Origin of the sequence: Exiguobacterium sp. BRG2 (assembly GCF_031844245.1) — a bacterium.
Classification (GTDB): Bacteria; Bacillota; Bacilli; order Exiguobacteriales; family Exiguobacteriaceae; genus Exiguobacterium_A.
Genome location: NZ_JAUZUW010000011.1, coordinates 103,919 through 116,315 on the forward strand (window position 1 = coordinate 103,919; position 12,397 = coordinate 116,315).

Annotated in this window: 17 protein-coding genes; 11 read left to right on the plus strand and 6 right to left on the minus strand. The window is 49.0% G+C overall.

Features of this window, described 5'->3' with window-relative positions; all coding sequences use genetic code 11:
* Positions 1 to 13: 13 nt before the first annotated feature.
* Together Q9R23_RS13630 and Q9R23_RS13635 are read right to left on the minus strand one after the other, a co-directional pair.
* Positions 14 to 376 carry a hypothetical protein gene (locus tag Q9R23_RS13630; RefSeq protein ID WP_311247299.1) on the minus strand — a complete coding sequence of 121 codons (363 nt, stop codon included), beginning with the start codon at positions 374 to 376 and terminating at the stop codon, positions 14 to 16.
* Positions 373 to 810: a hypothetical protein gene (locus Q9R23_RS13635; protein WP_311247300.1), complete on the minus strand. Its 438-nt coding sequence runs from the start codon at positions 808 to 810 to the stop codon at positions 373 to 375. The genes Q9R23_RS13630 and Q9R23_RS13635 overlap by 4 nt, the downstream gene beginning before the upstream one ends.
* Before the next feature lie 149 nt (positions 811 to 959).
* Here Q9R23_RS13635 and Q9R23_RS13640 point away from each other — a divergent pair, with 149 nt between their 5' ends.
* The 6 genes from Q9R23_RS13640 (at position 960) to Q9R23_RS13665 (ending at position 5,790) form a co-directional block, all read left to right on the plus strand.
* Positions 960 to 1,640: an ABC transporter ATP-binding protein gene (locus tag Q9R23_RS13640; protein WP_311247301.1), complete on the plus strand. Its 681-nt coding sequence runs from the start codon at positions 960 to 962 to the stop codon at positions 1,638 to 1,640.
* Positions 1,633 to 2,631, plus strand: a complete 999-nt coding sequence (locus Q9R23_RS13645) for an ABC transporter permease (protein WP_311247302.1) — start codon at positions 1,633 to 1,635, stop codon at positions 2,629 to 2,631. Before Q9R23_RS13640 ends, Q9R23_RS13645 begins: the two co-directional genes overlap by 8 nt.
* A 48-nt stretch (positions 2,632 to 2,679) precedes the next feature.
* Complete coding sequence (locus tag Q9R23_RS13650; RefSeq protein WP_311247303.1) at positions 2,680 to 3,330, plus strand: Type 1 glutamine amidotransferase-like domain-containing protein; 651 nt, start codon at positions 2,680 to 2,682, stop codon at positions 3,328 to 3,330.
* Positions 3,327 to 3,731, plus strand: coding sequence for an NUDIX hydrolase (locus tag Q9R23_RS13655; protein WP_035411230.1), 405 nt, complete (start codon positions 3,327 to 3,329; stop codon positions 3,729 to 3,731). Before Q9R23_RS13650 ends, Q9R23_RS13655 begins: the two co-directional genes overlap by 4 nt.
* A gap of 143 nt (positions 3,732 to 3,874) precedes the next feature.
* Positions 3,875 to 4,051 (plus strand): hypothetical protein, encoded by a 177-nt coding sequence (locus Q9R23_RS13660; protein ID WP_167507521.1) that lies wholly within the window; start codon positions 3,875 to 3,877, stop codon positions 4,049 to 4,051.
* An 89-nt stretch (positions 4,052 to 4,140) separates the two neighbouring features.
* Positions 4,141 to 5,790 carry a methyl-accepting chemotaxis protein gene (locus tag Q9R23_RS13665; protein WP_311247304.1) on the plus strand — a complete coding sequence of 550 codons (1,650 nt, stop codon included), beginning with the start codon at positions 4,141 to 4,143 and terminating at the stop codon, positions 5,788 to 5,790.
* A 47-nt stretch (positions 5,791 to 5,837) separates the two neighbouring features.
* Here Q9R23_RS13665 and Q9R23_RS13670 read toward each other — a convergent pair whose 3' ends face one another.
* On the minus strand, positions 5,838 to 6,365 hold the full coding sequence (locus tag Q9R23_RS13670) for an NUMOD4 domain-containing protein (RefSeq protein ID WP_311247305.1): 528 nt from the start codon (positions 6,363 to 6,365) through the stop codon (positions 5,838 to 5,840).
* 132 nt (positions 6,366 to 6,497) lie between these two features.
* On the opposite strand from Q9R23_RS13670, the gene Q9R23_RS13675 reads away from it, so the two are divergent.
* Positions 6,498 to 7,076, plus strand: a complete 579-nt coding sequence (locus Q9R23_RS13675) for an AAA family ATPase (protein WP_311247306.1) — start codon at positions 6,498 to 6,500, stop codon at positions 7,074 to 7,076.
* A gap of 37 nt (positions 7,077 to 7,113) precedes the next feature.
* On the opposite strand, the gene Q9R23_RS13680 is transcribed toward Q9R23_RS13675, so the two are convergent.
* Genes Q9R23_RS13680 through Q9R23_RS13690 form a run of 3 tightly spaced genes read right to left on the minus strand, consistent with a single transcriptional unit; the run spans position 7,114 to position 9,542 of the window.
* Positions 7,114 to 7,455: a GNAT family N-acetyltransferase gene (locus Q9R23_RS13680; RefSeq protein WP_290783449.1), complete on the minus strand. Its 342-nt coding sequence runs from the start codon at positions 7,453 to 7,455 to the stop codon at positions 7,114 to 7,116.
* Positions 7,456 to 8,502, minus strand: coding sequence for a DNA alkylation repair protein (locus Q9R23_RS13685; protein WP_311247307.1), 1,047 nt, complete (start codon positions 8,500 to 8,502; stop codon positions 7,456 to 7,458). It abuts the gene before it with no gap.
* Positions 8,499 to 9,542: a bifunctional transcriptional activator/DNA repair enzyme AdaA gene (locus Q9R23_RS13690; RefSeq protein WP_311247308.1), complete on the minus strand. Its 1,044-nt coding sequence runs from the start codon at positions 9,540 to 9,542 to the stop codon at positions 8,499 to 8,501. The genes Q9R23_RS13685 and Q9R23_RS13690 overlap by 4 nt, the downstream gene beginning before the upstream one ends.
* Before the next feature lie 162 nt (positions 9,543 to 9,704).
* Between Q9R23_RS13690 and Q9R23_RS13695 the strand changes: the two genes are divergently transcribed.
* The 4 genes from Q9R23_RS13695 to Q9R23_RS13705 form a co-directional block, all read left to right on the plus strand.
* Positions 9,705 to 9,842 carry a hypothetical protein gene (locus tag Q9R23_RS13695; RefSeq protein WP_311247309.1) on the plus strand — a complete coding sequence of 46 codons (138 nt, stop codon included), beginning with the start codon at positions 9,705 to 9,707 and terminating at the stop codon, positions 9,840 to 9,842.
* A complete protein-coding gene (locus Q9R23_RS15940; protein WP_396136378.1) occupies positions 9,843 to 10,004 on the plus strand; it encodes an ATP-binding protein in 162 nt (53 codons plus the stop codon).
* A 136-nt stretch (positions 10,005 to 10,140) separates the two neighbouring features.
* Complete coding sequence (locus Q9R23_RS13700) at positions 10,141 to 11,934, plus strand: acyltransferase family protein (protein ID WP_311247310.1); 1,794 nt, start codon at positions 10,141 to 10,143, stop codon at positions 11,932 to 11,934.
* A gap of 174 nt (positions 11,935 to 12,108) precedes the next feature.
* The coding region (locus Q9R23_RS13705) for a transposase (protein ID WP_483867096.1) at positions 12,109 to 12,397 on the plus strand (289 nt) is incomplete at its 3' end.

A 12,397-nucleotide genomic window follows, 5' to 3' on the forward strand; every position in this document is an offset into this window, starting at 1 on the left:
GAGTGATTAAATACTATCTGCCTTCTTCACCTAACTCTTTTTTCATCACTTTGTTTTGAATCGCATTCATCACAATCGGTATTTGTACGACCAGATTCAAGACACTTATTCCAACAACCAGTTGACTGGCTGTCAATGGTTTGAAGTATCCTTCGCCGTACCCTTCTCCTACGCTGAGCGCGATCCCGTACGAAATCGCAAACGAAACCATGTTGCCGATGACGATGTATTTCGGTTTTCCACTCCGTGCAAGTGAATATGATAGAACACCAAGTCCAAATAAAAATAAGGCATACCCTAGTATCGAACCCTCTTTCCAATCAAGGTAAGGTCCTAGCCACGCAAACGGAATCAGATACAATAGGGCTCTTTTCATTGTTCATCCTCCCATTCTTCATCTTTTCGGTTACTCCCCGCGTCATAATAACCGTATAGCAGTTCTCGAATCATCCACCATCCAGGTGGATAGATATTTGATCCTGAAAGTTTCTCTGTACCATTTTCTGTCGTCACATGAATTTCCCAATCCGTGCCGTCACAAATCATAACGCCTTCAGGATACGGATAGTTTCGCCAAACTTCTGCATCGAACCGATCCGACCACATGTCGATTAAATAGATGTCCTCTTCTGTCAGTTCTATCAGTAACGGATTCAATTCCTCTGGTAAATTTAGTTCTTGAAACCACCATCCGGATAATCGTCTTTCCTCATCTTCCGCACGAACCGTCCGACTTGCACGGTCCCACCAAAACGTCTGTCCTCTTCCCATGCCGGACTCACGGAAATAAATTCGTTCGACTGTTTGCATCGTGATCATCCTCTAAAATTGATATTTCCATCATAGCCCATTTGTTATTTTTAACCTGTTACATTTTTTACTATGGTTCTGCTGATTTCTGTTGCTGTGAAACATTTTTCTTCTTCTATCAGTAGATGTAGTGAAAGGAGATGTTTCACATGCATGTATCCATTCAACAAGCCGGTTATGACATCGGTCAGCCCGTCTTACAAGAGATTGCGTTTGCCTTACAGCCTGGATCCATCACCGGTTTGATCGGTACGAACGGTGCTGGAAAAAGTACGACGATTCAAGCGATGTTCGGTACGTTGCCTTGGGTCGAAGGAGAGATTGATTTACCGGTCTCCCTCGCCTATATTCCGGAGCTGCCGACCTATTACGAATATTTGACGCTCGCCGAGCACCTTGAGCTGGTCGCCTCGCTCCACGAGACGGATCATACCTATACAGAACGACTCTTAAAGACGTTCGAACTGCATGCTGTCACAGGTGACTATGTATCCTCTTTCTCTAAAGGAATGAAACAGAAGGTGATGCTCGTCTGTGCCTTGATGCAACGCGCAGACTGCTTGATCATCGATGAACCGTTCGTTGGTCTCGACGCGGTCGCAACGATTCGGTTGTTACATTTACTCGAAGCAGAACGAACGCGTGGCGTGGCGATTCTGCTCGTCACCCATGTCCTTGATTCCGCAGAACGTCTGTGTGACGACTTTATCTGGATTGATCAGGGGCGCACCAAACATCAAGGAACACTCGCTCAAATCGGTGAAGCCTCTGGTCAGCCCGGTGCCCGCTTATTCGACATCATGGAAGCGATGGTGCTCGAGCATGATTGAAACCTTTCTGAAGCAACGGATCCGTCGACGTCACGCTGAACAACGTCGCTTCTTTCGAGAAATCTTCGACTGGACGATCTTGCTGTATCTTGTCGTTCCAGTCGGTCTGTTCCTTATCTATGAGACGATTCAGATCTTAAATGGTCAAGCGGACTGGGTCCAAACCGTTCCGATCGCTTGGATTTTACTCGGATGGATCTTGTACGGATTCCTGCCCGCCTTTTATGCTTGGTTCGAACCGGCGGATCGTCTCTTCTTCAAACCGGTTTCTGGAGCGATTGTCCGAATGAAGCGATATTCTGTTCGGTACCACTTCTTGCGGATTTTTCTATTGACTGCCGGCTTACATCTACTTTGTTTTCCATTACTTAGTATCCGGTTTGATCAATCCAGTATCACAGTACTACTGACTAGTCTCGCGCTTTCTTTACTCCAACCTTTCTTTAGCTTCTGGACATACCGATTATCTGGGCAACGGTTCTTGCGGAAATGGAGCGGCCATCTCTTCCTGGCAGCAGGACGCATCTCTCTGTTGCTCCTGCTTTGGCTTCAACCGCACCCTGTTCTCTTCGTTGTCGCACTGGGTGTGTTACTGTTCGGATCTTTTCATGTCCGGCACTGGTCACAGCGTGAGGACGGATTAACGGAGGACATTCTGTTGTCAACGAAACGACAGTCGAGTTTATCGGCGACCGTTCTTGAACTAAACGGTGATTTACCAAAACCGTCTCACCGAAAGCGACCCTTCCTTCATCTGCGGCTATTCAAGCAAACGCATCAGCAACTCCCACTGCTCACGTATCTGCGGGATCCGAGTAAGCGCCGCTTCTTGCTCCAGCTGTTCGCTGCGATGAACTACGGTCTTCTCGTCTTACCATGGATCGGACGCGGACTCGTCATCGCCTTCGCGCTATTCGTTCTCTTTCAAGAACGGAAACAACATCACACGTGGTTCCGCAGACAATCATTCTACCAGCATATTTCCAATTGATTGATTTCTGCTATACTTTTTCTAATACATGGTTGGAGGGATGACTTCATGCGTACTCATTTATTCTTATTTGGAGGCGGTCCTCCATTTACACCGAATTTGCAAAAACGGTTTGCTGCATTAACGAATGGTGGTCCAGTCGCGATTCTGTATGTCCCACGTACTGGTAAGGACTGGACGAGCTATGCCTCGATTTATACGGAACCGTTGCAGGAAGAGGGTATTTCGTCCTTCGTCCATCTACCACTGTCTGACGCGCCAACGGATGAACAGCTCGCGCAACTACAGCAATGTCAAGGAATCATCATCTCCGGTGGTGAGACCGAATTGTATCAGCAATACTTGGTCGCGACACCGATTGGTGACATCATCCAGTCCCGTTTCGTAAACGGTGTTCCGGTCGCCGGCTTTTCTGCCGGTGCCCTCGTTTCGCCTGAACGGTGCGTGATTCCGGAGATTGACCAACGCGATAATCGACGCCTTCGCTTGCCTGGTCTTGCCCTGCTGAAAGACGCGGTCGTCTGTGTGCATTACGAGACGTGGGGTGAAGCCGCCCACCTCGTGCAATCCTTTACGGAAGAAGGCACGAGCCGTGCCTTCGGACTTGCCGACGCAAGCGGGATCTATCTGTGCGATCAGTACCTGATCGAAACAGAAGGAACCGATCCCGTCGTGTTATCGCGGAGTCCCGTCAAATGACGGCGATCGTCCCTGCCGTCAAAGGCATCATCATTCACGAGCAACGTCTCCTGATCGTCCGCCGGGCTGTCGCTGACTTCGGTGGCGGGACATGGGAATGTCCAGGTGGAAAGATCGACTTCGGTGAATTGCCGCTCGACAGTCTCGTTCGCGAGATGAAAGAAGAGACACAGTTGACGGTTACGCCAGAGCGTCTACTCTATGCCTCGAGCTTCCTAACGCATCCCGATCGGCAAATCATTTTGTTGATGTACGTCTGCTCGACGAACCAGACGAGCGTTCAGTTATCCGCAGAACACGACGCTTATCTCTGGGCGGACGAAGAAATGATCCGTCAGTTGATTGCGCCAAATATTTTGGCTGATTTTGAGCGATATGATGTCTGGTCTCTCCTTAGTTGACCGTAAGATACTGCCCTGTCCACCGCTCTCGTCAGACAAGGCAGTATTTTTTTCATTACCGGACAGTTGTCGTGTTTTTAAAGTAATGAACAGGGAATCCCTTAAATATACCTATCGTATACATTATTAAGGGGGAATCTTTCATGGATCGTCAAACTGAAAAACGAAAAAGTAAGATGCCGTTCTTCATCATTCTCGTCATCGCCATCTTCGTCATCGTTGCTGCTGCGTTGATTATTTACGTCACATCTGAACCAAAAGAAGAGACACAAGCACTTATGACACATCTTGCAACTGTCCTTCCGATTTACGTAAACTAGATTCACAAGACCTTTACACAAGCCGTACAACACCTTCATACATGTTGCTTTATCTCCTTCCGATAGGTACACGGGAGGAGATGTTTTTTATGCTTACGAAAAAACGATTACTAGCACAACAATTAAATGGATGGTTGATTCCGATCGTCGCCATCGGACTGATCGTGATCAGTGGTCTAAGCGTTTACGCGTCGTACCAACAATCCGTCGCAGCGACTGAGGAACGGCTGATGCGCGAATTAACGATGTTTGATGCGAACGTCCGGGCAACGTTTCTCGCATATCCGAATGACGCAACAGACCGTACGCGTGCCATTAAACGATTGCAACAGCAACAGCGAACCGACTTATCACGTGACGACTATACGGTTCGCTTCCAAAGCCTGAACACGAGTGAGGCGTTCCGACCGTTGACACTCGACCCAGCAAAACGAAAACAACTACTACAGCACTTAAAAACAGCTCGTACATATTCTTTTTCGAATCAAGACCAGTTTCTAGTCGCAATGACGATTCCAGAACTCGATGATGTCATCTTACTGACGACCGACCGTGATAAATTAATCGCTCCTGCTCGAGATTTAGCTTGGACACTTATCTGGGTGAGCGTGATCACACTTGTCAGCATCAGCCTCTTGATCCGCTGGCGAATTCAACGACAACTGGCACCGTTATCGAAACTCGCCCTACAAATTGAAGAAGCCCATGCGAAGCGCTCGTATCGTCCGTTAACGCTCAAGACGACGACCTTTGAGTTACAACAGCTGACGTTTCAATACAATCAGTTGATGCAACAAATTAATGACTTAACGACGGAGATGCAACAAGCCAGTCAGGAACTTGAATCCGTCCAGCCTCACTTTTCCTCGCGCTTATCCGCGATGGATCAATCGGTCCAAGCCGTCGATGAAGTCGCCGGTTCTTTACTTGCGCAATCGACGCAGATGGATCAGACGATCGTCGCTTCGACACGTTTGACTGCCCAAGGACACGATGCGTTAAGCGAAATGCAAACGACACTTCTGAACAGTCAACATGCCGTAACCCGTTTTCAACAGACTGTTCAGATAAATCACACGACACTTGAGACATTACAAGAGGAAAGCCACTTGCTGAAGGAACAATCCGCGACGACAGAGCAAATCTTGCAACAGACCTCACACCTACAGCAGCAGATGGAGACCTCAATTTCCCACATCCAGCGTGTCGCTGAAGAGACGCGCCGCCTATCGCTAAATGCGCTGATCGAGGCAACTCGTGCTGGCGAAGCCGGTCGTGGCTTCACGGTCGTGGCCAAGGAAGTCGAAAGACTAGCGATCGATATCCGGACGAGTACGGACCACATCCGTCAGGTCAATCAGACGTGGACGACAGGGCTCAATCAAGTCGAACAAGCGCTCTCGCAGATGACGGAACGGTTTCTCTCGACGTCACAACAGCTTGAGACGGCAACGGAGCACTTGCAACAGATGCTGACTGAAGCGACGACGATCGAGACAACACTAGGGACCGTTGAACACCAACGTCAAATCGTCGCAGAAGTCCAGTCGAATATGCAACAGCATCTACAATCTGTCCAAAAGTTGATGTCAGAGCTCTCGTCCTATAGCCAAGTGCTCGGGGATCAAATGCAACACCACGTCATTCAGCAAACGGAATTGAAGACACATAGCGCGGTACTCGAGTCACGGATCAGTTCGTTGCAACAGACCGTTCGCTCGAGCGAATCGTCGTCTTAACAAAAAGAGCGCCTGCCATTCCTGGCAAGCGCTCTTTTCCTCTGTTCTCAGCCGATATAACGTGCTTCCTTTTTATCGATGATATTGCGAATCCGGTTCTCAGTCACCTGATACTGCTCCGCCAGTTGACGAATCGTCTTCCCTTTTTCATATTGGGCGCGAATCGCTCGAATCTGGAATGATGACAGTGTCACATGTTGTTCTAATAAGAGTTCAAACTCACCAAGTAGTTCGGTATACTGCTGATCAAATGAAGGCAACACGTCTAAGTTCGACAACTGATCGTCAGCTCGTTTACCGTTGCGTCGGACGAGTCGCACTTCCGTAACGTCGACCGTCAGAAAAGCTTGCGCAACGAGTAGACCGACCTGCACTCGTTCTCCTCGCCCCCGTTGATAGAGCGTGACTTTCCGATATCCTTCCCGATTGAGCCGCGGTCGGAGCAAGACACCTTTTCGGCGTTGTCGGACGCTGTGACACGTCACGATTGTCCGATCAAGCGACCTTACGCGACCAAGTGACGAGACTTCATATATACCTACATAGCCGATGACGGCCTTCCATTGCTCTTGCATAGTTGTCCTCCTTCAGACAAGGACACGACGGGACTTCATACCTGAATTATATCAAATTACGAACAAGCGTTCTAGTGATGTCACTCATCGGAATGTGCTATTCTTAGCAGAAAAAGGAAATGAGGTTCGTCCATGAAATTTGTCTTGTTACTTGGTCCCCAAGCGGTCGGAAAGATGACGATTGGTCAGGAAATCGAACGGTTGACGGAGATGAAAGTCTTCCATAACCACCAGACGATCGACTTGTTATTGCCTTATTTTGATTTCTCTGAACCCGCCCATCACCGCTTAAAAGATACGATTCGGCGCGAGATGTTCAAGGAAATGGCGAACAGTTCGCTTGAAGGTGTCCTGTTTACATTCCTCTGTTTATTCGGCGTCGAAGGTGGTGGTCTCGAGTTCATCGAAGAAACGGTTGAGTTGTTCGAACAAGCAGGTGCTGACGTCTATATCGTTGAACTGGATGCGCCGTTCGCGATCCGTCTGCACCGGAACACGACCGAAAACCGATTGACGCACAAAGTGACGAAGCGCGACCTCGCTGCTTCTGAACAAGACTTACGCGAGACGGCAGACGGATACCGGACACGCTCGCTGCCAGGCGAATTGCCGGACGTCAATTATCTCTTTCTTGATACGGAACAGTTAAGTGCGCGTGAAAGCGCTGAAGCGATTTGCGACCATTTCAACTGGTCGAAAATAACGGTCTAATCACAAATAAGCCCCGTCCTGCTCAGCAGACGGGGCTTTAATGATGAAGTTCACGTGCATATCGATTCGCCTGCAACTGAAATCCATTCCGACGCCAGACCGTTTCACTGCCCGCTTCACTATAGACACGCGTCAATAATAACGTCCGCGCGAGATATGACAAAATCGACGTCAAGGCTTCCGTAATGTACCCGTGCTGATCGTCCTCATCAGTCGTCGTGTAACGTAAGATTCCGATGGATGCATTCCAAGTGAAGATAATCGTTCCGACGATCGTTTTCTCACGTATCGCATGCAACGTCCACTTACAACCCGATTCTTCATCCGTTGCTTCGACAAATAATCGTGACGTTTTAAAATCCGGATGCCGTCCTTGCATTCAGCTCTCCTCCTCGACCTCAAACGTTGCTGCCGCGTAAGCCTCTCCATTAATCAAAATCGTCAATGTGTGTGTACCAGGATAATGGACACGCGTCGTCATGTTCCGAAACGATTGGCGTCGTTCGACTTGTAAGACACCTTTGACTTCCCGCTCCCGCAGTTGAAACACCTTTCGACTCGTTCCGCGTTTTTTGACGTAATCGATCGCGTACTCCAAGCGTAGGCGTTGTGGAACAGAACTCGTCACGGTGAATGAGAAATCGAGCTCTCCGCCAATCGTAACCGGCGAGACGACTAAATTTGTAATCTCGACCTCTCCTTGCGTAACGTGTCCGAACAACTGCAGGACTTCTGGATTTCCACGTTTGAGTAACGTCCGGGAGGCGTGGCGTAAAATCCAATCCGTGTTCGGATCTGTTCTTAAGTGACGTTCGATCCGCTCAATCAGATATTCCGGATGCGTCTTTGAAATATCGTTCAAGTGATTAGCGACACTTTTTCGGACGTAGAGTGACGGATCCTGTAGTAACGCGTCAAGAATTGGTAATGACGGTCGCGGATCAGCAATCAGACTCGGAATCGCTTGTCCCCATGGCAGACGCGGTCGTGTCCCTTCCGACGCTAAGCGCCGGACATGTTCATCGTCTGATGTTGCCCATATGAGTGCTTGCTCGAGATAACGCTCTTGATCAGCGAGTAGAAAACGCCGGACAGCGAACTCAGACGTCGAATATGGCGTCAATTTAGCGAGTGTCTCTAACGCAAGCTTCCAGTCAACGAGTGTTGCTGTCCGCTCGACATACTCGGGAAAAACAATTCCTGGTAGTCCGGTAAACTGCGGTGCGAGCCGCTCTAGCTCCGGCACCGAGTCCGGAAACGGTGGCAGGACGGATTCTAGCGTCTCTGCAACACGACGGACGCGTTGTTTAAACGCAAGCTCGTCCCAATCCTCGCGTTCGACTCGTCTGCGAAAATCTGGTACATCGACCGCTTCTTCTAATTCATCGAGCCAACTCGGTGAAAACACATCTTTAATCAAACTCATCCTATATCTAGTCCCTTCCGTGTACGCTCCAGTTTGAGCAATGTTTCCTTGCGTGCAAGTCCCCCGGCGTATCCACCTAAATCTCCATTCATTCGAATGACCCGATGACATGGAATGATGATTGCCAGTTGATTTGCTCCGTTTGCCCGTGCGACAGCACGAACAGCGGTTGGTTGACCAATTCGGATGGCCAGTTCCTGATACGAGATCGTCTCGCCACTCGGAATCCGCTCGAGTTCTTCCCAAACGCGGCGTTGAAAAGGCGTCCCGTACCGCATCAAGGGTGTCTGAAATGAGACCGGTTCTCCTCTGAAGTAATGACGCAACTCGGCTTCAATCTGTCCAAAGATGGGTGACTCCCCAGGCACGATGACAGCTCGCGCTTTTTTGCGCAATTGTTCGATTTCCCGCTCAAGCCCCCGTCGATCGACGAATTCAAGCAGATGTAACTGTTGTTCGTCGGCAATCGCAAGCATCGAACCGAGCGGTGTATCGAGCCATTTCGCGCGCAAGACCTGTCCGTCAAAACGAGACGGTGCTTCCCCGAGCATCCGTGTCGAAGCTTCACGAAAACCGCTGCTTGATTCATAACCACCAGTTAACTGTCCTTCGATGACCGACTTCCCAGTTCGAATCTCCTTCATCGCAAGACCCATCCGCCGTGCCCGGGCATAAGCGACGAATGTCATTCCGAAGCGTTTCTTGAACTGACGCCGTGCTGTTGATTCATCCAAACCAAGTGCTCGAAAATCGGCTTCTTTGAACCGTTTATCTGGTTCCGCCTCGACTGCTTCGATCAAGCGTTGAATCGTACCGTGATCGCCTGGATAAGCGAGCGGATGACACCGTCTGCACGGTCGATAAGAGGCAAGCAATGCCTCTTGCGCCGTCTCGAAAAACTCGCAGTTCTCCGCCTTCGGTTTTCGTGCTGGACACGTCGGACGGCAAAAAATACCGGTCGTCTTGACCCCGACGAAAAACGTTCCTTCGTACGTCACGTCTCGTCGAACGAGTGCTTCGTAATACGTGTGATGTTCCATCGCTTTCCCCTCCTTTGCTTTTAGTATAACGGCTTGTCCGGTTACGATGTCGCCGAAAATCAGGCATTGATCTGTTTAAGATTCAGTTAAGAATTCTCCTCCTGTTTTCGAAAGGGACGACGTGCATACTACATGCTATACTCAACGGAAAGTAGGGTTTTCATGTTAGATTTCTTAAAAGAAGCACTTCACGGAATCGGTGATCTTCGGATTTCAATCAAAGAAGGAGCACAAGGCATCCAACTGATTTGCTCGAATGCGATTGAAACGATCTATACGCTAGCGGAACTAAACGCGTGACTGACGCCGTTCGGAACGTCTGACACATCGCGTTCTTCCGGCGGTTCCGGTATCGGTCTGTCGATCGTTCAACAAATCATGGCGCGCCATCAAGGAAGTGTCCAGCTCACTTCAGCAGATAACCGCTTTTCCGTCACGTGTCGTTTTCCGCGTCATTCGTAAGTCAGCATCCGATGCTCTCGTCGGGTGCTTTTTTGGGCTAGGTTGTTACTTCTTAGACACTTCTTTGAAATTGGAATTCGATACACTAAAGACTGTTAGAAATTAGTTGTCGTTTTAAAGGAGTTGTTCGTGTCTTATGAAATCTTCGTCTCGTTCGATTACATATATGCCAGGGCTTGACGGCTTACGTGCTTTCGCTGTCCTGTCTGTCATTCTCTACCACTTATCTGTTTCATTCTTCTCTGGTGGTTTCCTCGGTGTTGATCTCTTTTTCGTCCTATCCGGTTACCTGATTACTGGTCTTTTGTTACGCGAGTGGCAAACGACCGGGCGCCTCGATTTGAAACGGTTTTGGATTCATCGTTTCCGTCGTTTGTTCCCAGCTCTATTCGTCATGCTGTTACTCGTTCTCGGATATGTAACCGTCTTTGAACGCGAGCTATTGCATACAGTTCGTCAAGATAGTGCCTTTGCGCTTATTTACGGAACGAACTGGTGGTATATCTTCCATGACGTCTCGTATTTCGAGTCGTTCGGGAAACCGTCACCGATCCAAAACCTTTGGTCGCTCGCGATCGAAGAACAGTTCTACCTGCTATTCCCGATCCTACTTTGGTTCGGCATGAAAAATCGTCGCCTGTTCCTTCAATTGATTGGTGTCGCGATCGGCGCATCCGTGCTCGCGATGGCGATTCAATTCACACCGGGTGAGGATCCGAGTCGTGTCTACTACGGTACCGATACACGATTATTCGCCTTATTGATCGGAAGCTTGCTCGCGTTCGCGTGGCAACCGACCCGCTTTAAGATTGATATCCCAAAACGTGGTGTTCGATTGTTGAATCAAACAGGTGCTGTCACGTTGCTACTCTTACTTTTACTGATGGTTGTCACGAGTGAGTTCGGAAGCTTTTTATATCGCGGTGGCTTTTTCATCGTTTCGCTCCTTGCCGCCCTGTTGATTGCTACGATCGCCCATCCGGCGTCGATTTGGAGTCGTTGGTTTGCGCATCCATCACTTATTGCGATCGGCAAACGGTCGTACGGCTTATATCTATGGCATTTTCCCGTCATCACGTTGCTGACACCGGTCGAGCAAATTGGAACATTCTCGGTACTACGGACTATATTGATCATAGTTATTCTTGTTGCGTTAACAGAAGCGTCGTATCGCTTCATCGAGCGTCCGATTCGTCAACACGGACTGTCTGGTTACTTGAAGCGTTTATCGCTACATCCGCAACAGTTACGTCAGTTCTCAACGGTACAGTGGGCGAGTGTTGCCGTGTTGACGATCCTTATCGTCAGCTTCATTGGTAACTTATCGATTCTTGCTGTTTCCGATACACCGAAGCCAAAACCCGCCTTCCATAAGATAGCGGCGCCAAAAGAAAAACCGAAACCGGTCCTCAAACCGACGACACCGAAAGCAAAACCTGATCAACGAAAAATTTGTCGACCGACGCTTGCGATCGGTGACTCCGTCCTGCTCGGTGTCGAAGATTATCTCGGCAGTACACTCAAACAACTGACGATTGATGCGAAACTCGGTCGACAGCTACGAGAAGCGATTTCGCTAAGTGAGCAGTATGCGTCGTACAATCAACATGGACGCCAAGTCATCCTTCATCTTGGGACAAACGGCAGCTTCCGCAAAGATCAGTTGAATAGCTTACTCGACCAATTTGCAAATGCCGATCACATCTATCTCGTGACAGCACGGGTGCCACGCCCGTGGGAAGCAGAAGTCAATCAGATGTTACGAGAGGCATCAAAACGGAAACGGGTCGAACTGATCGACTGGCATGCTATTGCTGTCAAACACCCATCCTATTTTGAAGCAGATGGTGTTCATTTGAATATTAAGGGCGCCCGGGCCTATTCGAAGATTCTTGCGAAGGCCACGAATTGCGCCGTTTCGACAAAATAAAACCACGACAAACGAGGCTGGAACATAACTCAGTTTCACAAACGAAAGGCCCTCGAAACGTGTAGTCGTTTCGAGGGCCTTGTTCTATGATGAAAAACCGATTCTGAATAAACAAATAAGGACAACCTCTGATAAAGTTAAAGTGACCAAACCATAACCATCGGAGGTGCCCTTATGTTTAAAGATTATAACATGAACCAGCTGGTTCTGCCCTTAGATTTAGAAGTTCGTCTTCAAGAAAATGATATCGCGTTCGCTGTCCATCATCTCGTCGAATCCATTCCGGATGATGTTTTCGATCCTTTCATGCGGACGACGGGATGCCCTGCTTATCATCCGCGGATGATGTGGCTAGCGCAAGGGAATGCGCCGAGCTATCGTACCATCAACCGTTTTCGAGTGCATCCCGCAGTCACTCCAATCTTGAAGCAAGCCTTCGTTACCTTCCGTTGCCATCTCGTCG

What these genes read in the sequence shown, in the direction of transcription:
- Q9R23_RS13700 (WP_311247310.1), top strand. Translation starts at nt 10,141, where the DNA reads ATGAAATCTTCGTCTCGTTCGATTACATATATGCCAGGGCTTGACGGC.
- Q9R23_RS13650 (WP_311247303.1), top strand. Translation starts at nt 2,680, where the DNA reads ATGCGTACTCATTTATTCTTATTTGGAGGCGGTCCTCCATTTACACCG.
- Q9R23_RS13680 (WP_290783449.1), bottom strand. Translation starts at nt 7,455, where the DNA reads ATGCAAGGACGGCATCCGGATTTTAAAACGTCACGATTATTTGTCGAA.
- Q9R23_RS13635 (WP_311247300.1), bottom strand. Translation starts at nt 810, where the DNA reads ATGCAAACAGTCGAACGAATTTATTTCCGTGAGTCCGGCATGGGAAGA.
- Q9R23_RS13630 (WP_311247299.1), bottom strand. Translation starts at nt 376, where the DNA reads ATGAAAAGAGCCCTATTGTATCTGATTCCGTTTGCGTGGCTAGGACCT.
- Q9R23_RS13660 (WP_167507521.1), top strand. Translation starts at nt 3,875, where the DNA reads ATGGATCGTCAAACTGAAAAACGAAAAAGTAAGATGCCGTTCTTCATC.
- Q9R23_RS13665 (WP_311247304.1), top strand. Translation starts at nt 4,141, where the DNA reads ATGCTTACGAAAAAACGATTACTAGCACAACAATTAAATGGATGGTTG.
- Q9R23_RS13640 (WP_311247301.1), top strand. Translation starts at nt 960, where the DNA reads ATGCATGTATCCATTCAACAAGCCGGTTATGACATCGGTCAGCCCGTC.
- Q9R23_RS13655 (WP_035411230.1), top strand. Translation starts at nt 3,327, where the DNA reads ATGACGGCGATCGTCCCTGCCGTCAAAGGCATCATCATTCACGAGCAA.
- Q9R23_RS13695 (WP_311247309.1), top strand. Translation starts at nt 9,705, where the DNA reads ATGTTAGATTTCTTAAAAGAAGCACTTCACGGAATCGGTGATCTTCGG.
- Q9R23_RS13675 (WP_311247306.1), top strand. Translation starts at nt 6,498, where the DNA reads ATGAAATTTGTCTTGTTACTTGGTCCCCAAGCGGTCGGAAAGATGACG.
- Q9R23_RS13645 (WP_311247302.1), top strand. Translation starts at nt 1,633, where the DNA reads ATGATTGAAACCTTTCTGAAGCAACGGATCCGTCGACGTCACGCTGAA.
- Q9R23_RS13690 (WP_311247308.1), bottom strand. Translation starts at nt 9,542, where the DNA reads ATGGAACATCACACGTATTACGAAGCACTCGTTCGACGAGACGTGACG.
- Q9R23_RS13670 (WP_311247305.1), bottom strand. Translation starts at nt 6,365, where the DNA reads ATGCAAGAGCAATGGAAGGCCGTCATCGGCTATGTAGGTATATATGAA.
- Q9R23_RS13685 (WP_311247307.1), bottom strand. Translation starts at nt 8,502, where the DNA reads ATGAGTTTGATTAAAGATGTGTTTTCACCGAGTTGGCTCGATGAATTA.